We start from the raw sequence: 17678 nt of genomic DNA, 5'->3' as shown, positions 1-17678 counted from the left end.
ACTTGCACGAAAAAGAACGACATAGGATTATTCTCTCGGCGGTTCAGGATCGGCCAGTCGTGACCGTCGTGGACTTGTGCAGCCTGACGGGCGTGTCTGAGGCGACCATTCGGCGCGATATCTCGACTTTACACATGCAAAAGAAGCTCCGCCGTGTTCGCGGAGGCGCTGAGGCTATCACACCACCGCAGTTCGTTGGACTTGCCGGTCGCCCGTTCTCGGTCAACGAGACTTTGAGAATAAACGAAAAGCGGGCCATCGCCCGGGCCGCAGTTGAGATGTGCGAAGATGGCGACAGCATAATCATCAACGGCGGTACAACGACATTCCAGATGGTGCACCCGCTTGCCAATCGGCGGCTGCAAGTTTTCACTAACTCGTTCCCGATAGCCGAACATCTCCTGAAGCACTCTAAGAACACAGTCATGCTGTCGGGCGGAACAATCTACCGTGAGCAGAACATTATTCTGTCCCCATTCGACAACGACGTGACCCGCAACTTCTACGCCAAGCGAATGTTCATGGGCGCGCAGGGCCTGGGACCAATTGGCCTTATGGAGGCTGATCCTCTGCTGATCCAGGCCGAGCAGAAGCTAATCGGCCAAGCTGACGAACTCGTCGTTCTCGTCGACAGCTCGAAGTTCAGCCAGCGGTCCAGCCTGGTTCTTTGCCCGCTCGATCGCATCAGTAAAGTCATTACGGATGATGGCGTTTCTGACAAAACGGCGGCCATGCTGGCGGCCGCAGACGTAAAACTCATCGTCGCTAATTCTGGCAGCATTCAAGAGAAAGGGGCGGCCTCCTGACCACCTCATCGACTAACCATAACAAGCCACCTTAAGGGAGAATCAAATGAAACGTCGAACTTTCACTTCAGTCGTTGCCGGGCTTAGCCTAGCGGCAAGCATGTTGGGATCAACGGCTATGGCGCAGGAAAACATGCGCATTGCGCTGGTTGTAAAAGCTCTGGGAATTGGATTCTTCGAGGCGGCCGCTGAAGGCGCTGAAGAGGCTGCTGGAGAGCTCGGCAATGTCGAGATCATTTATACCGGTCCGACCGACACTACGGCGGAAGGCCAAATCGAGGTAATCAACTCGCTCATCGCGCAAGGCGTTGATGCCATTGCGATTTCAGCAAATGACCCTGACGCGGTTGTACCTGCGCTCAAAAAAGCAATGGAGCGCGGCATCACTGTGATTTCGTGGGATTCGGGCGTCGCCCAAGAGGGCCGCCAGATGCATCTGAACCCATCGTCGACACCGTTGATCGGCAATACCATCATCAAGCTTGCCGCTGACCATATGCCGGACGGTGGTGATGTTGCGATCCTTTCCGCGACTGCTACAGCGACTAACCAAAATGCTTGGATCGAAGCCGCAAAAGAGGTTCTACCCGACTACGCAGGCGTGAACCTTGCCGCGACTGTCTACGGTGATGACCTGTCCGACAAATCCTACCGAGAGGCTCAAGGCCTTATGTCCACCTACCCGGAACTCAAGGCGATAATCGCACCAACGACTGTTGGGATTCTCGCGGCATGCCAGGCCGTTACAGACGCAGGCAAGATTGGTGAAATCAACGTTACTGGTCTGGGTTTGCCATCTGAAATGGCGGGCTGTGTAGACTCCGGCGCGACCAAGAGCTTCGCGATCTGGAATCCGATTGACCTAGGTTACTCCGCAACCATGTTGGCAGCGGCGATCGCCAACGGCGCTGAAGCTGCTCCGGGCGCTGAGATCCCGATGGGTCGGATGGGAGCCGTAGCGTTGGACGATACCAATACAGCGGCCATGGCTGACCCGTTCACCTATGACAGTTCAAATATTGACCAGTTCAAATCGATCTTCTGATCTGAACGGTTTCCGGCGCGGGCTTTTGATCCGCGCCGGTACAATCACAATCTCTTAAAAACCCAATCGAGCCCATGCAGTTGGAGATCAGACCAAACGTGTCTAGCCGAACCGCCCCAGACATCGATCCCCTGCTGTCGCTTTCGGGGATTACGAAGACTTTCCCGGGTGTGCGGGCGCTGTCGGACGTGTCGCTGAAGCTTTTCCCAGGAAAAGTGACGGCATTGGTTGGCGAAAACGGCGCGGGCAAATCGACCGTCGTCAAGGTTCTGACGGGAATTTACCAGCCAGACGAGGGCGACATCCGGATCGGCGGCCAACCAGTGCGCTTCCCGACTCCACAATCGGCAGAAAACGCCGGCGTAACAGCTATCCACCAAGAAACCGTTCTGTTTGATGAATTGTCGGTCGCCGAGAATATTTTCCTTGGGCACGCCCCGAGGAGCAAGTTCGGACTTATTGACAAAAAAGCGATGGTCGCGCGCGCCCGCGAGATACTGTCGGGCATCGGTGCCAAGATCGACCCTGGTGCAACGCTTAAGGATCTTGGAACTGCAAACAAACATTTAGTGGCCATAGCTCGTGCGCTCTCTATCGATGCTGGCGTCGTGATCATGGATGAGCCAACAGCAGCATTGAGCCAGAAGGAAATCGAAGAACTCTACGAGCTCGTTGAGAACCTGAAGCGTCAAAACAAGGCAATCATGTTCATAAGCCACAAGTTCGATGAGATCTTCCGTATAGCGGACTTCTACACTGTTTACCGCGACGGCCAGATGATCGGCGAAGGCGCCATCGAAGACGTCAATGAACCAGAACTTGTAAAGATGATGGTCGGGCGGGACGTAAGCCAGATTTACCCAGATCGAGATCATAACATTGGTGACGAGGTGCTTGCAGTCGAAGGCTACGAGCACCCGACGGAGTTCGCGAACATCGGGTTTACGCTCCGGCGAGGTGAGATCCTGGGGTTTTACGGGCTGGTTGGAGCGGGCCGTTCGGAGTTCATGCAGGCCCTCTTTGGTATCACCCGTCCCTCTGGCGGCAGTGTAGCAATCGACGGCGCGTCGATCACCATCCGCTCTCCAGCAGAAGCCGTGGCGAGCGGTATCGTTTATGTTCCTGAGGACAGGGGTAAGCAAGGTGCGATTGGCACTTTACCAATATTTCAAAACGTGACGTTGCCGTCGCTGGCACGCACGTCGCGCTATGGTTTCCTCAAACTTGCCGAAGAATTCAAACTAGCGCGCGAGTACACCGAACGCCTCGATCTGCGCGCTGCGTCTTTGGACACCAATGTGAACAATCTTTCGGGCGGGAATCAACAGAAAGTCGTGATCGCTAAATGGCTCGCCACTCAACCCAAGGTCATCATCTTGGATGAACCGACCAAAGGTATCGATGTTGGGTCAAAGGCGGCGGTGCATGAATTCATGGCAGAGCTTGCGGCTCAGGGCCTCGCGGTCATCATGGTCAGTTCGGAGATCCCAGAAATCATTGGCATGTCCGACCGGGTTATCGTGATGCGCGAGGGACGGATTGAAGCCGAGCTGGATCGCAAGGATATCACTCCGGAAACGCTGGTTACTCACGCTGCCGGAATCAGTGAGGCAGTGCAATGAAGCAGATACTTGCCTCTCGTGAGCTTCTGCTACTTACCGCGATCGGACTGCTGCTCATGCTGATTGCGTGGCGCTTTCCGGGTTTCATCGCCCCCTCAAATCTTGTTGTTGTCTTTAATGACACCTCGCCGCTGATCCTGCTGGCGATCGGCCAGATGATTGTCATTCTGACCAGGTGTATCGACCTTTCCGTCGCTGCCAACCTTGCTTTGACAGGCATGGTCGTTTCGCTGATCAACATTGCCGTGCCCAATTTGCCAATCATCGTCATCGTATTGATCGCAATTGGGTTCGGCACAATCTTGGGAATGTTGAATGGCATTTTGGTTTGGAAACTCGCCATCCCGCCAATCGTCGTGACGCTTGGCACACTGACCATTTTTCGCGGCATCATCTTCCTTCTTACCGAGGGCAAATGGGTCAATAGCCACGAGATGAGCGATGCCTTCAAGGCCGTTCCACGAACGGACATTTTCGGCTTACCGGTCTTGAGTTGGATCGCAATCGCCGCAGTGATTTTGTTTTCAGTCATAATGACGCGAACAACCCTGGGGCGCGCCTTCTACGCCGCAGGAGGCAATCCTCACGCCGCCACTTATGCTGGGATCAACGTTGGTCGAACACAGTTCTGGGCTTTCACGATATCGGGGGCCATAGCGGGCCTAACAGGATATCTCTGGGTCTCCCGGTTTGCCGTTGCCTATGTAGATGTCGCGGGCGGGTTTGAGCTAACTGTCGTTGCGGCCTGCGTTATTGGTGGAGTGTCCATCATGGGGGGCATAGGTACAGTGCAGGGTGCACTTTTGGGTGCGCTGTTTCTCGGGATCATCGCAAACGCGCTGCCGGTCGTGAACATTTCACCCTTCTGGCAAATGGCCATCTCAGGCGGTGCGATCATTATTGCCGTCGTCTTGAACGCGCAGGCCAACCGCACGCCCGGCCGCATCATCTTGAAACGCGCGGAGCATGCGACATGAGTACCACTCGTAGCATCCCCGATCGCCTGCGATCGCCAATGGAACGAAACCTTAAGAGCTGGGAAAGCCTGCTGTTGCTAGTCGCTGTCGGCATCTTTGTCGCCAACTCGTTCGCGTCTCCGTATTTCCTGAACGCCTGGAACCTCTCCGATGCAACGTTCAACTTCACGGAAAAGGCGATGATCGCGTTTGCCATGGCGCTGCTCATCATTTCCGGCGAAATCGACCTTTCTGTCGCAGCTATCATTGCATTGGCATCAACGGCTATGGGGGCAGCGGTGCAGGTTGGCGTCGGGACCCCCGGTTTAATCTTTATTGGGCTTTCCGTCGGCCTGTTGTGCGGCGCGTTCAACGGTGTTTTGGTCACGGGTCTTGGGCTGCCGTCTATCGTCGTCACAATCGGTACCATGAGCCTGTTCCGTGGCCTCAGCTTCATTATCCTTGGAGATCAGGCTTATCGGGGCTACCCGCCAGATTTCGCCTTCTTCGGGCAAGGATACGTTTGGTGGGTGATCTCGTTTGAGTTCACGCTCTTCGCAATCATCGCGGTTATCTACGCAGTCCTTTTGCACATGACCAATTTCGGGCGTGCGGTTTATGCGATCGGCAACAATTCGACGGGCGCGCTGTTTTCCGGGATTCGCGTCGGCCGCATAAAGTTCATCTTGTTCCTGCTAACCGGCCTTATGTCCGGGGTCGCGGCGATTTGTTTGACGTCACGACTTGGCTCAACACGGCCATCCATCGCCTTCGGGTGGGAACTTGAGATTGTGACCATGGTCGTTCTCGGCGGCGTTAGCATCCTCGGCGGCTCGGGATCTATCCCCGGCGTTGTCATTGCAGCATTTGTCATGGGGCTGGTGACTTTCGGGCTCGGCTTGCTGAATGTGCCAGGGATCGTAATGTCGATCGTAATCGGCGCGCTCTTGATTTCGGTTATCGCGCTGCCGAGGCTCTGGTCGATGTGGAGATCTGCCTGATGGAAAAATACGCCTTCAAGATGCATCTCAATCCGGGCTGCAAAGACGAGTACAAGACACGCCACGACGAGATCTGGCCCGAGCTTGTCACCTTGCTGAAGGATGCAGGTGTGTCAGATTATTCGATCCACCTGGACGAAGAGACCAACACCCTTTTCGGCGTTCTTTGGCGGACCGAGGAGCATACGATGGACGCCCTGCCCGGACACGAGGTCATGCAGCGCTGGTGGTTGCATATGGCAGACATCATGGAAACGAAACCCGACAATGAACCGGTAGCGGAGCCGCTAACGCCCGTGTTTCACATGCCATGACAGCCCGCCACGTCGCTGTCATCGACATCGGTAAGACCAATGCGAAGCTTGCTCTAGTAGACACATTTGATTTGTCCGAGATTGCCGTTGTCACTCTGCCAAACACTGTCCTTGATCGGCCTCCATATCCACATTTCGATGTCGAGGGAATCTGGGTATTCCTCCTCGACTCGCTTGCCGAGTTTCATAAAGAACAGGGTGTCGATGCGATCTCTATTACCACTCACGGCGCATCCGGTGCCCTGATTGCCGCCGACGGGAGCCTTGCAGCACCGATACTCGATTACGAGCATACAGGGCCCGACAGTGTGGCCGCGGACTACAACGCGCTTCGACCCGCCTTCGAGGAAACCGGATCGCCAAGGCTGCCGGTGGGACTTAATCTTGGCGCGCAAATCCACTGGCAATTCACCCGGGACACTTCGCTTCGCGACCGCACGAAAGCCATCATCACTTATCCGCAATACTGGGGTCATCGGTTGACCGGAGTTCTCGCCAGCGATGTGTCGTCCCTGGGCTGCCACACTGACCTCTGGAACCCCTACAAAGCGGAGTTTTCTTCACTCACCGACCATCTCGAAATCAGAGACAAGCTGGCTCCGGCGCGAAAATCCACCGATGTTCTCGGTTCTTTATTGCCGGATATTGCATCCAGAATCGGCCTCAGGCCCGACACACCTGTCCTTTGCGGTATTCACGACTCCAACGCATCGCTCCTAACTCATGTAATGCGGCGCAATCCTCCGTTTTCAGTGGTGTCGACAGGGACATGGGTCATAGTCATGTCCGCCGGAGGGCCCAAAGTGGTGTTGGACGCAACCCGCGACGCCTTAATCAATGTGAGCGGTCTGGGCGAACCAATTCCTTCCGCCCGCTTCATGGGCGGTCGAGAGTACGAAGTGATCCGGGCTGGCCAAAGCGCGACTTGTGATGCAGCTGTGCTGAGCGCAGTCGCGGAAAACGGCCCTCTACTTATGCCTGCTGTCGTACCTGAGAGCGGCCCTTTTCAAGGGCGCGTGCATCATTGGATTGGGTCAGAACCCGAGCAGGGTACGCCAGAACGCATCGCCGCACTTAGCTTCTATCTTGCATTGATGACGGCGGAATGCCTGTCGCTAACAGGGCATCGGGGCCCGATCGTCGTCGAAGGCCCTTTCGCCACAAACAACGGCTACTGTGAAATGCTCCGCGCAGCAACAAACTGGCCCATTTTTGTCTCCGAAAGCGCAACTGGGACAAGCCAAGGTGCTGCTCTGCTATCATTGAAATCGGACGCACTTCCAGAGAGCGTAGAGCCGAGTCCATTAATGTCGGCCAACGACCCCAGCTATCGCGCATATGCGGAGAGGTGGCGAAGGGCTGCAGTTATCTGAGGCACGGTCGAACGCCCTGTCCAAATCGGGAAAAGCCATCAAAACCGACGCTGCCGCCAACTCTCAGACCTTATGCCGTCTTAGGGTTTTGAAAACGTTGGTTGCTGCAGTCTATTGGGCTCTTATTGAAGTGAACATAGGTCAAGTCTGTATGACCTTTCAAAGTGCTTTCTTGAAATCCAATCTCTCAATACACCCGTGCTGCACAGAGAAATTCAGTATCGATGGAAAAACCTGTTGTTCGCCGCCAAGTGACTAATGAAGAAGATGGGTTCACAGCTGACATCGGAGGCAGTCCAGTATTGCCGCCTGCCCCACATCTAACGGATCTCGAGGACGGCCCATAAGAGACATTGCAGCGATCCGCCGAGGGGTGCACCAACGATTGATCTCGGCTCTCATCGGCACAATTTGTGCGCTCTTTACCTTGAAATCAGAGCGGCGTGCAATTTGGCGAAAAGTTCGGCTTGAGATGATATCTGCAGCTTTCGATAAATGTTCCTGCGGTGAACCTTTACGGTATCGGTAGCGATATTCAGATGGCCACTGATGGAGAGGTTAGAATGGCCCTCCAGGATCAACGCAGAAATTTCTGCCTCGCGACGCGTCAACCCCTTCGGCGGTAGGCGTTTGCTGAAGTTGAGGATCAACTTTGCTGTATCTGGTCCACCGGTCTGTTTCGCTGCAGCGCTGGACACATGAACTTTCTCAGCATGCTGGCGCAGCAACTCAGTGATCACAGGTGCAATCGCGCGCCAACCATTGACTTCAGACCTCGAAAACGGTCCGCCACGCTCGTCGTGGCTGCTTGAAATCGCGCTGACCGAGCCATCGGACTGGCGGACCAGTACACCAACCTCGTCACAAAGCCGCGTCTGTGCGTAGTAGCGGCGGTAATATTCAGACGTGTAGAACCGATCAGGCGCAATGTCTCTGAGGCGAAAGAAACCGGGCCGAAAGGAACGCATTGCCATCTGATAGTAGGGATCAAGCCGGTACGTACCGCTCAGATATTGCGAGTGACAGATTTTCAGTAGTTTCGGATCCCCGATCTAGCTGTATGGCAAAACCGGCTCGCGATCAGGGTAATACGTCAGGATCAGAAAGGTGCAGAATGAAACTCTGACGCCGAGTTCCCGCTTGAGGTCGTGGCCGAAACCCGACCGGGATGTCCGTTGCATCAGCAAGGACAAGGATTTTGCAATCCAGTCACGGATCAATGAATTATACCCGTTTTAACCACTAAAACTGGTATAGGGCGCTGCCTTCTCCTCGGGCAACCCTATTCGAGAGTTCTGTGCCCTCGGCTGCATCTGCGGGCCGCATCACCATTGTCGAATAGCATTGCCCCCCAATCCGCGTTCTCCAACTGGCAGATCAGCAGGAACAGGCGCCTTCGGCGTCTAAACTGCAAGCCGCCCTGATTTTTCCAAAACGAAGTCAGGATCAATCAAATCGGTTGGGATGCTGGATGAACGGGGTAAGGCGAAAATGGCAAGGTTCTTTCGCTGGTGGCAGAACTTTGTGTCGCCTCATATTGCGAGATGTGGAGCGACACAAAGTTTTGCCATTAGATGGAAGTTAAGTCATTGGTTTCGCTTACTATGAGTATTTTCCGGCGCACCAACCTTACCATTTGCGACTCAAGGGTCTGCCATTAAACCCGAGTGTCCTTTTTAACTGACGTTGCTGTCAGCTTCAGTGATCGGCAAGACAAAGCTCGAAAGCTATTTAGACTCCGCGCTCGACACAGGACACTTTTGGCGGAGTGAGAATTTCGCCACGTAACCAAATGAGGGTTTGAAGCAGAAACGATGAAACATGTTGTGAAGTCTGTTCCGCCGCTCAAAACAACTGCTTTTCTTTCGCCAGCAGAGCGGCTTGCGTTCTGTTGGAAACGCCCAGTTTGGCCAGCACATTTTTTACGTGCAGCTTTACGGTAACCTCTTGGATTCCCAGATTTCGAGCGATCTCCTTGTTGGAAAGGCCGATGCAGAGCTGCTCCAGCGTCTGCATCTCCCGGTCTGACAGGGTGGCAAAAACGCCAGATGACTCCGCTGGCTCGTCTGCCTGTCCAAAGTCAAAGGGGAAATACCGTTCGCCTGACAGTACAAATTTGATGGCGTTGACCAGCGACACGGCTTTCAAAGATTTGGGAATAAACCCATTTGCACCATTCTCCATTGCCTTATTGGCTACCTCGCGATTAGCGACACCTGACATCAGTACGACCTTGGTCGCAGGAAAGGCCTGGCGGGCACGACTAAGGCCACTCAAGCCGTCCATACCTGGCATGTGATAGTCGAGGATAAGCAGATCCATGGAATCTAGGCCACGCATCAATTCCAACGCTTCATCCAAATTGGCGGCGGTCTGGACTTTGAAGTCGTCTACGGTTTCCAGATAGGCCGCAATTGTGTCACGGACCAGATCATGGTCGTCAGCTAAGAGGATATTGGGCATGTCCACAGTTTCCTTTCGCTGAACGCATTCACAACCAAAAAATCAGGCCAAATCATGACAGAACTATACTTTGGTATAGGTGCCTATGCCAATGCTCTGATGACTGTGCGGGATTAATAGTTACAACCCTGTTTACCTGACCCGGAGGCTATTCGATGGCACAAAAACACTACTCGCGGATTTATGTCGTGCTGCTCATGCTGTTGTTGAGTTGGGTCGCTCCAGCTTCAGCTCAGGCAGAGATTACGTTGGAAGTAACGACATCAGGCCCTGCCTCCGATACCCTCGAACTCAGCCTTCAAGATCTTGACGCAATGGACCAGGTGTCATTCAGCACCTCGACGATCTGGACAGATGATGAAGTTACGTTCTCGGGGGTGCCGTTGAAAACCCTGCTTACCGCACTAAACACGGACGGCACGAGTGTCGAAATGGTGGCCTTAAACGACTACAAGGTCACGATGCCACTGGCGGATCTGGAAGACAACGCTCCGATCATAGCCACTCGCATGGACGGCGAGACAATGTCTGTTAGGGACAAGGGGCCGTATTGGGTTGTTTTCCCATACGATCAGGATCCCAAATACCGGGTTGAAACGATATACACGTTCAGCATCTGGCAGCTTAAGCGTTTGAAGGTCGTGGATTAACTCGCTGAGTGTGCTTACGGTGACCTCAAACAGGAGGTTGCACTTGAAGCCGGAGTTGAACCGATACCGTCTCTTGGTATTGGCAGGCATCTGCCTGTTGATCATCTTGTTCGCCATAATGGTCTCGAACCTGCTATCACAAGTGCGCGACCTGTCGAGCGCTGATGAAGACAACATCCAGTGGAGCATTTCGCAGCTCGACATAGAGTTTGCGAACCTCGACACCATTCTGACCGAGCAAGCCGCCACACAGAAAAGCTTCTCCGACCAAGTACAATTGCGAGCAGATATTGCGTTAAGCCGTTTGAACGTTGTCAATTCTGGGCGGGCACGCGAAATTTTTGGTGACAGTACCGAAGCAGCTGATTTGATTGAGCCAATCAATGCGTTTGCGGACGATGCCGTTGAGATTTTGGATTCAACGGACCCGCTGGACGAAACGAAGCTGCTTGAATTGAAAAGTTTGGTACGTGACGTTCGCCCTTTTGTTCGAGAGCTTGCATTGTTGGGAGTCCGTTTAGGTGCCGAACGTTCCGAAGACCGGCGTGCTGAGTTAGCCAGTCAGTTGTCTCGAACCGGAGGTATTGCGATTGGCTTGTTGATCCTCATGGCGCTTCTGATGCTTTTCCTGGATCGTCTTTTGCAACGCTCAGCACGCAGGGACGCAGCATTGTCCGCATCGTCAAAGCAACTGACCTCGACTGTCGCTGCTTCTCTTGATGCCATTGTGACTGCAGATAGTTCTGGGCGGATTATCGACTTCAACGCCTCTGCCGAACGTGTTTTTGGTTGGGGGCGCGACGAGATTGTCGGATTGACGATGGACGACACGTTCATCCCTCATCGAATGCGCGATGCGCACCACAATGGGATGAAGCGTTACCTTGAGACGGGCATGCCACGTGTCGTGGATGCTGGCCGTGTTGAGCTTTCCGCATTGCGCAAAAGTGGCGAGGAGTTCCCCGTCGAACTAAACATTACAACCACGCATAGTGGTGATGACATTACGTTCATCGCTTACATCCGCGATATCAGCGAACGTAAGATCACCGAGCAAAAGCTGATTGATGCCCGCGACCGGGCCGAACGGACGGATAAGGCCAAGTCACAGTTCATGACAGTAATGAGCCACGAAATGCGCACCCCGCTGAACGGTATCTTGGGTGTGCTTGATCTGCTTAAGACTACCCGCCTAAACGACCAACAGGCTCGCTACACCCGAATTGCGACATCTTCCAGCGAGATTTTGCTGGAACATGTGAACGAAGCACTCGACATCACTCGGATTGAAACGGGCAATTTGCAACTGAACTCCGAAGCCTTTGATCTAACAGAGCTTATGCAAGCGTTAGTCGACCTGTTCGAACCGCTCGCCGATGAGAAAAATTTGGCCATCAAACTTGACATAGATCCGACAATGCAGAGTCCATATCACGGTGATTCCGGGCGAATTCGCCAGATACTAACCAATCTGATCGGCAACGCCATCAAATTCACTGAAGTTGGCGAGATCACATTACGTGTAGACGGTATTCACGGCTCCGAAGCCTCTTCACTTCGTTTCGAAGTGATCGATACCGGCATCGGCATTCCCGCCGAAAAGCATGAGCAGGTGTTTGAGGATTTTATTGCCCTCGCGAGTAGCGAGGGTCGCCAGGCTCGTGGGGATGGTCTGGGTTTGTCCATCTCTCGTCGTATCGCACGTGCCATGGGCGGGGATGTATCCCTTAAAAGTGTCGAAGGTGCGGGATCGGTGTTTATCTTAACTTTATCCTTGCGACGCACGGAACCTGTGACTCGAGTTGGCAGTGATAACCTAGCCAAAAACGCCAAGCAAGCACCCTCATGCAACATCCTTATTGTCGAAGATAACAGCATCAACCGTAGCGTTCTTGGCGACATGCTAACGGCCATGGGGCACAAGGTACACGAGGCAGTTAACGGCGAAGATTGCCTGCAAAAGGCCAAGAATGAAGCTTTCGACATTATCTTGATGGACATTAGCATGCCAGTCATGGACGGGATCGAAGCAACCCAACGCTTGCGCCACGGTAACGGGATAAACGCCGGGACACATATTGTCGGCTTAACAGCCCATGGGCGCGAAGAGTTCCGTGAAAGGTCTGTAGCTGCGGGCATGGATCGTTTTCACACCAAGCCCATCAGGCTGGAGGCCCTACACAACATTGTTGCGGAAGTGACGTCCAAGCATTTGTCCAAACCGGATACGGCACACTTTCCCGAAGCGCTTGTGGAGATGATCAAATTGCTCGGCAGCGCCAAGGTCGCAACCATCGCAGAAAAATTTCTGTCCGAGATGGCTACATTTGCGGCGGACCTTCGCGCAGCGAGCGACCCGCCCGATATGCTGGCTTTTGCAGAAGCAGCCCATAGGGCCAAGGGCGCGGCGTCTCTTCTAGGGCAGATTGAACTACACGATACTTTGCAAAAGCTGGAACTTGACGCGCGCGATGGAAAACTCACGGCAACGCGGACCTGGGCCGAAACACTGGACGCCGAGGCGACAAAGTCAAAATCGGTACTTGATAGCGCTATAATCCAAGGCGCAGACGCCCCATAGGGCTACCTACCCTATCCGTCGGGATAGCTGCCCCATTCCTATTCCCCCCAATCTATACTCTCGCACCCCGGCGCATTTCGCTCCGGGCCTCTACACCTGAGTTCATCTTGAACAGGGTCGCCTGGAGGGGCCCGCGCAGAGGAACATCAAAATGAAAGATTCAAAAAACATCATAGTGGTCGGTGGCGACGGATTCTGTGGCTGGCCAACGGCGCTCCACCTATCAAAGCTGGGTCATAACATTACTATCGTCGACAACATGTCGCGCCGTGAAATTGATGCGGCGTTGGGCGCTGACAGCCTGACGCCGATTGCCTCCATGGATGATCGACTGGCCGCATGGAAAGAGCATTCAGGCAATACCATTGCATTTGAGAACATCGACATTGCAGAGGATTTTGACGCTGTCACCACTTTGCTGGACACGATCAAACCAGACACCATTGTGCATTTTGGCGAGCAACGCGCCGCGCCATATTCGATGAAGGGTGTCGGTGAGAAACGCTACACGGTCGACAACAACATTTCGGGCACTCACAACCTACTTGCGGCATCGGTCGAGCTGGGTTTGGATCCACACTTTGTCCACCTCGGCACCATGGGCGTCTATGGGTACGATGATGACGGGTTGGAAATCCCTGAAGGCTACCTGCCGGTCTATGTCCCTGGTGACGATAAGCAGATCACCAAGCGTGATATCTTGTACCCGACCAACCCCGGCAGCGTGTACCATCTGACCAAATCCATGGATCAGCTGCTGTTCCAGTTCTACGCCAAGAACGATCGGCTGCGGATCACCGACCTGCACCAAGGTATCGTTTGGGGGACTCAAACGGACGAAACCAAACTGGACGAACGCCTGATCAACCGCTTCGACTATGACGGGGATTACGGAACGGTATTGAATCGCTTTTTGATGCAAGCCGTCGTTGGTCATCCGCTTACCGTACACGGCACAGGTGGCCAGACACGGGCTTTCATCCACATACAGGACACGGTGAAGTGCCTTGCCCTGGCCGTTGAAAACCCGCCTGAAAAGTACGGCAAGGTTGCCATCCTGAACCAAATGACCGAAACGCATACCGTGCGCGAGTTAGCCAAACTGGTTTCTGATGTTTCCGGCGCGCTTATCGCCAACGTGGAAAACCCCCGCAACGAAGCTGCTGAAAACGATCTGCGTGTTTCAAACAAAACTTTTCTCTCTCTAGGTCTGAAGCCGATCACGCTGGCCGAAGGCTTGATCGATGAAACACAAAAGATTGCCGCAAAATACGCAGACCGGTGCATTCATAAGATGATCCCTTGTGTATCCACCTGGACCCACAAGCAACGTCCAGGAATCGTCTCTCCAAAGCCACGCAAAGTGGCCTGACAACTTCGCACCGCTCGCGTTGGACCTGCTTGGAGGTGGGCCTAACGCGAGCGGTTTTTGTAACCATTAAATTACAGTGAAAAACATGCGCATGATTGGCATTGGGCTCATGGGATTTCTCTTGGCAGGTATAGCCCTCCTGCTATCGACAATGAACATTCTGGAACAAGGAAAACGCTACATCCATGAAGTAACGTCCGGCCCGCAATTGGTGTTTGAGCACCGTACACCCGCCAAAGCACAAGATTTGTACGAAGCAGTGATATTGCGCGCCGATCCCGACAATCCAGTCATTTTATCCGGTTTTCCCGCCTACCAGAGCGTCGCATTCATGATGCCAGTGGATGCACGCCCGACGTCTGGATACCTCCAAATCGATGCAACTTCTCAGGTTCTGGATGGGGTTGAAGGGGTGCTACGCATCTCAATCAACAATACCCGCCGAGGCGAGATGCTGCTGCGTTCAGGCGAGGTGGGACGTTCTCTGCAAATTCCTCTCTCAACGACAGACTTTGCAGGGAACCAACTGGTCGTTTCCTTCTCGCTGCAGGGCACTGGCACTCAACTCCAGTGTGGTTCGCAGGACGGTTTCGAAGCCGTTGTTGAGATCGAAACGACCAGTGCTGTTTTTTTGACGCTGGATCGACCGCTGCAAAGTGTACGCGATCAGGTGCATGCCTGGGGTAATGTCGTGCGCGTTGCATGGCCCGATTGGCTGAAAAAGGACGAACAGCTTCGCCGCATGGTGTTGGCAACCCAGTTCCAGCGACGGGGCCTTGCAACCATGTTTGCTCCGTCCTCACAAGAACCAGCTCTAAGTACCCTCGAGCTACGCGCGGCACTTCCAGCCTTTCCTGAAACCGAATTACATACCAACGCAGGAAATGCGTTACCCCGCAAAAGAACGAATGTCGGTTTGCGCCGCTTTTATAGGCAGGCTTTATGGCGTGAACGGTTCGATTTGGGGGGCCGCGGCGGACAGTACATACCCAACCAGTTGGATTTGCGCATGCTGCTTGGGCGCCTCATGCATGGTCAGAATTGGTCTCTCACCGTAACGCTAAACAACCGGCTTGTCTTTCAAGAACATACCACAGGGGCTCATGCCGAGTACCGCGCGTTGATTGATCTCCCTTCTGATATTCAGGTCGCCTCAAACACGCTCGAAGTGGTGGCGACAACGACCGCTCCGCAAGACGGCGTTTGTGATCTGGGTCCTGAACTTGTGGCCGAGTTGCTACCTGATTCCCGTTTGATCGTTGGTGAGACGCCCTTTGCTGACGACCTGTCGGGTCTGCAATCCGCTTTGCAAAACGTAGGGCCAGTGAACATTGCGATGACCTCAGAGTTGACGGCGCTGGACGCTAGCGTGGTGAGCCGCATATTGCACAAGGTGGTACCTGCTGGTGTTGAACTCAAACCGGCCGGCAGGAAGGTTCACATCACTGTTCTGAGCCCTAACCACCCTACCCCGCCTCTAACTGAAGCTGGCCCCACCTGGTTGGTCACCGTCACCCAAGGCTTGTCCGTTAGAAAATTACAACAGAACGAAACAGTGTCGCATGTCGGTCTCGCACTGCTGGTTTCACCCACCGTGCCATCATTACCGGAGGCGGACGGATGAGTGACCTTGATGACAAGCGCGAGCAGATCAACTTTGTCTCGGTCGACAGCGCGCCCAAACGCTTTGCAGGACCGGTTTCAGAATGGCAGGCACCCAAAATGCTGGCGATGTTTGCACTGCTTGCGACAACACAGCTTTGGATAGTGAACACTGATCTTGTTGCACAGGTGTTTCCAAACCGTGACTACGTGTTTTCGGCCCATTCGGGACGGCACGCAATTGCGATCCGGATCTTTCTTATCTCATTCTTTGTTGCTTTCGCTGCCTTCAGCTCCGGCGACATACGTGGGCGTTCGATGTTCGGCCTCGATCTGGTACTAACCTTCCTGGCAGGCTGCGCTGTTTTCGATCTGGCAAACGCCTTGGCAGAAAATCTCCTCGGGTCATCATTCTCCCTGCATTTCAGTGCCATTGCCTCTGGGCTGTTCGGCTTCGCGGTCTATTCGTTCAAACTGCTTGAGCGGGGCTTCATGCCTGCCCGCATCCGGGTCGAGCATATCCCAGTTAGTCAGATGCGTGCCTTATTGCGCCTTGGCGTCACAATTGGCATCGCGGCGATAGTCGCGATGTGGGTTGGTGGTATGGATCTGCATGCGGTCGAAGTGATGCGCAACTTGACACTGCTAGGCGGCATTGGTCCGGGTGTGTTCCTGTTCCTGCCGGTTCTATTTGGGCAGCTCTATCTGCTTGCGATCTACGATGTAGTGACCGCCAAGACGCCCAGGTTTAACCCACCCGTTTCGGTCATCGTGCCTGCACACAATGAATCCTACATCATCAAAGATACAATCAACGCGATGGACCGCGCTGCCCACCACTATGGTGGTGAAGTTAACATCCTAATTATGAACAACAATTCCACCGACGACACAGAAGAGATCGCGCGTGAAACACTCTTGTCTTGCAAGGCTGCCAAAGGACGCGTGATCAATGTTCCAAAGCCCGGCAAGTCGAACGCTCTCAACGCAGGTCTTGATGCGTGCGAGACCGAGTTTCTTGTGCGTGTCGATGCCGACACGCTTGTGGGTGAAGATAACTTTACCCGAGCTATGCCTTACTTCACCGATCCCACCGTTGGTGTTGTTGGGGGCGTACCCGTACCGCCAGGTGGGGCCCTTTTTGACCGGGCGCGCCTGTTAGAAGTTCTCGTGAAACACGGCTTCTACTCAGTTGCCATGGGGGCCGTGAATGGAGTTGTGGGTATACCGGGCATGTTCGTTGTCTACCGCACGCATCATCCACGCTACCTGGGCGGTTTTGTCGAAGGGATGAATGGCGAAGACACCGATATTTCGCTGCGTATTGGTGAGCTGGGCTTCCACTCGGTTGTCGATCCCAAGATCCGCTATATCTCCGAGGTGCCGTCATCCTACAGCCATATGCGCGAGCAACGCATGCGTTGGTTTCGCTCAATCTACCACATCTCGTCGCGCTGTCGGGACCTGATCTATGGACCAAATGTGACGTTGAGGGGCAAGGTGATCCTGCCCTACATGCTGGTAAACTCAGCACGTCGAGCGATGCTTGTGCCCCTGATAATCTTTGGTGTCTTGGAGTGGGGCGTCGCGTTCAACGAAAACACTCCTATCGTTTGGCAGTCGATCATCGCTGTGACCACAGGCGCGCCCGCAATCGTCGCGGTGGTTGCTTCGCTGCTAAATGGCGTGCCACGCGGCATCCTTGCGCTGCCAGAATACCTGATATTCCGGGTACTACGGGCGTATTTCACTCTCGAATCCATGCTCAGCATTCTGATCGATATCCGCGCCGAAAACCTTGAGCTTGCAATCCGACGCGACATCGTCTCGGACAAGCCCATACGCGTAGCATGATGACGACATTTCATTCTCTGCCACGGAAGATTGGCCGAC

At 54.1% G+C, this 17678-nt stretch carries 14 protein-coding genes; 12 read left to right on the top strand and 2 right to left on the bottom strand.

What is annotated here, in order from left to right:
- Positions 1–2: 2 nt before the first annotated feature.
- The 7 genes from ACR0BU_RS03490 to ACR0BU_RS03460 all read left to right on the top strand — a co-directional run bounded on the left by ACR0BU_RS03490 (position 3) and on the right by ACR0BU_RS03460 (position 7117).
- Positions 3–806 carry a DeoR/GlpR family DNA-binding transcription regulator gene (locus tag ACR0BU_RS03490; RefSeq protein ID WP_480736232.1) on the top strand — a complete coding sequence of 268 codons (804 nt, stop codon included), beginning with the start codon at positions 3–5 and terminating at the stop codon, positions 804–806.
- 46 nt (positions 807–852) lie between these two features.
- Complete coding sequence (gene rhaS, locus ACR0BU_RS03485; RefSeq protein WP_480736234.1) at positions 853–1851, top strand: rhamnose ABC transporter substrate-binding protein; 999 nt, start codon at positions 853–855, stop codon at positions 1849–1851.
- A 74-nt stretch (positions 1852–1925) separates the two neighbouring features.
- Positions 1926–3473 (top strand): sugar ABC transporter ATP-binding protein, encoded by a 1548-nt coding sequence (locus ACR0BU_RS03480; protein ID WP_480736235.1) that lies wholly within the window; start codon positions 1926–1928, stop codon positions 3471–3473.
- Positions 3470–4450, top strand: a complete 981-nt coding sequence (locus ACR0BU_RS03475) for an ABC transporter permease (protein WP_480736237.1) — start codon at positions 3470–3472, stop codon at positions 4448–4450. The genes ACR0BU_RS03480 and ACR0BU_RS03475 overlap by 4 nt, the downstream gene beginning before the upstream one ends.
- Positions 4447–5430 carry an ABC transporter permease gene (locus ACR0BU_RS03470; protein ID WP_480736238.1) on the top strand — a complete coding sequence of 328 codons (984 nt, stop codon included), beginning with the start codon at positions 4447–4449 and terminating at the stop codon, positions 5428–5430. The genes ACR0BU_RS03475 and ACR0BU_RS03470 overlap by 4 nt, the downstream gene beginning before the upstream one ends.
- Complete coding sequence (rhaM, locus tag ACR0BU_RS03465; protein WP_299884489.1) at positions 5430–5744, top strand: L-rhamnose mutarotase; 315 nt, start codon at positions 5430–5432, stop codon at positions 5742–5744. Before ACR0BU_RS03470 ends, rhaM begins: the two co-directional genes overlap by 1 nt.
- Positions 5741–7117 carry an FGGY-family carbohydrate kinase gene (locus ACR0BU_RS03460; protein WP_480736239.1) on the top strand — a complete coding sequence of 459 codons (1377 nt, stop codon included), beginning with the start codon at positions 5741–5743 and terminating at the stop codon, positions 7115–7117. The genes rhaM and ACR0BU_RS03460 overlap by 4 nt, the downstream gene beginning before the upstream one ends.
- Before the next feature lie 422 nt (positions 7118–7539).
- On the opposite strand, the gene ACR0BU_RS03455 is transcribed toward ACR0BU_RS03460, so the two are convergent.
- On the bottom strand, positions 7540–8085 hold the full coding sequence (locus ACR0BU_RS03455) for a LuxR C-terminal-related transcriptional regulator (RefSeq protein WP_480736240.1): 546 nt from the start codon (positions 8083–8085) through the stop codon (positions 7540–7542).
- A gap of 877 nt (positions 8086–8962) precedes the next feature.
- Positions 8963–9580, bottom strand: coding sequence for a response regulator (locus tag ACR0BU_RS03450; protein ID WP_480736315.1), 618 nt, complete (start codon positions 9578–9580; stop codon positions 8963–8965).
- Positions 9581–9735: 155 nt separating this feature from the next.
- On the opposite strand from ACR0BU_RS03450, the gene ACR0BU_RS03445 reads away from it, so the two are divergent.
- The 5 genes from ACR0BU_RS03445 to ACR0BU_RS03425 all read left to right on the top strand — a co-directional run bounded on the left by ACR0BU_RS03445 (position 9736) and on the right by ACR0BU_RS03425 (position 17639).
- Positions 9736–10230 (top strand): putative pterin-binding protein, encoded by a 495-nt coding sequence (locus tag ACR0BU_RS03445; protein ID WP_480736241.1) that lies wholly within the window; start codon positions 9736–9738, stop codon positions 10228–10230.
- A 43-nt stretch (positions 10231–10273) separates the two neighbouring features.
- Positions 10274–12811, top strand: a complete 2538-nt coding sequence (locus ACR0BU_RS03440; protein WP_480736242.1) for a hybrid sensor histidine kinase/response regulator — start codon at positions 10274–10276, stop codon at positions 12809–12811.
- Positions 12812–12962: 151 nt separating this feature from the next.
- A complete protein-coding gene (locus tag ACR0BU_RS03435) occupies positions 12963–14183 on the top strand; it encodes an NAD-dependent epimerase/dehydratase family protein (RefSeq protein WP_480736244.1) in 1221 nt (406 codons plus the stop codon).
- Between the two features lie 85 nt (positions 14184–14268).
- On the top strand, positions 14269–15807 hold the full coding sequence (locus ACR0BU_RS03430; protein ID WP_480736246.1) for a cellulose biosynthesis cyclic di-GMP-binding regulatory protein BcsB: 1539 nt from the start codon (positions 14269–14271) through the stop codon (positions 15805–15807).
- Positions 15804–17639 carry a glycosyltransferase family 2 protein gene (locus ACR0BU_RS03425; RefSeq protein WP_480736247.1) on the top strand — a complete coding sequence of 612 codons (1836 nt, stop codon included), beginning with the start codon at positions 15804–15806 and terminating at the stop codon, positions 17637–17639. The genes ACR0BU_RS03430 and ACR0BU_RS03425 overlap by 4 nt, the downstream gene beginning before the upstream one ends.
- Positions 17640–17678: the final 39 nt, after the last annotated feature.

The organism is Ruegeria sp. CK2 (assembly GCF_056536585.1).
The sequence above is the reverse complement of the archived record's forward strand: the minus strand, read 5'-3'. Positions and strand labels throughout refer to the sequence as shown.

What these genes read in the sequence shown, in the direction of transcription:
- rhaS (WP_480736234.1), top strand. Translation starts at nt 853, where the DNA reads ATGAAACGTCGAACTTTCACTTCAGTCGTTGCCGGGCTTAGCCTAGCG.
- ACR0BU_RS03480 (WP_480736235.1), top strand. Translation starts at nt 1,926, where the DNA reads ATGCAGTTGGAGATCAGACCAAACGTGTCTAGCCGAACCGCCCCAGAC.
- ACR0BU_RS03475 (WP_480736237.1), top strand. Translation starts at nt 3,470, where the DNA reads ATGAAGCAGATACTTGCCTCTCGTGAGCTTCTGCTACTTACCGCGATC.
- ACR0BU_RS03470 (WP_480736238.1), top strand. Translation starts at nt 4,447, where the DNA reads ATGAGTACCACTCGTAGCATCCCCGATCGCCTGCGATCGCCAATGGAA.
- rhaM (WP_299884489.1), top strand. Translation starts at nt 5,430, where the DNA reads ATGGAAAAATACGCCTTCAAGATGCATCTCAATCCGGGCTGCAAAGAC.
- ACR0BU_RS03460 (WP_480736239.1), top strand. Translation starts at nt 5,741, where the DNA reads ATGACAGCCCGCCACGTCGCTGTCATCGACATCGGTAAGACCAATGCG.
- ACR0BU_RS03455 (WP_480736240.1), bottom strand. Translation starts at nt 8,085, where the DNA reads ATGCGTTCCTTTCGGCCCGGTTTCTTTCGCCTCAGAGACATTGCGCCT.
- ACR0BU_RS03450 (WP_480736315.1), bottom strand. Translation starts at nt 9,580, where the DNA reads ATGCCCAATATCCTCTTAGCTGACGACCATGATCTGGTCCGTGACACA.
- ACR0BU_RS03445 (WP_480736241.1), top strand. Translation starts at nt 9,736, where the DNA reads ATGGCACAAAAACACTACTCGCGGATTTATGTCGTGCTGCTCATGCTG.
- ACR0BU_RS03435 (WP_480736244.1), top strand. Translation starts at nt 12,963, where the DNA reads ATGAAAGATTCAAAAAACATCATAGTGGTCGGTGGCGACGGATTCTGT.
- ACR0BU_RS03430 (WP_480736246.1), top strand. Translation starts at nt 14,269, where the DNA reads ATGCGCATGATTGGCATTGGGCTCATGGGATTTCTCTTGGCAGGTATA.
- ACR0BU_RS03425 (WP_480736247.1), top strand. Translation starts at nt 15,804, where the DNA reads ATGAGTGACCTTGATGACAAGCGCGAGCAGATCAACTTTGTCTCGGTC.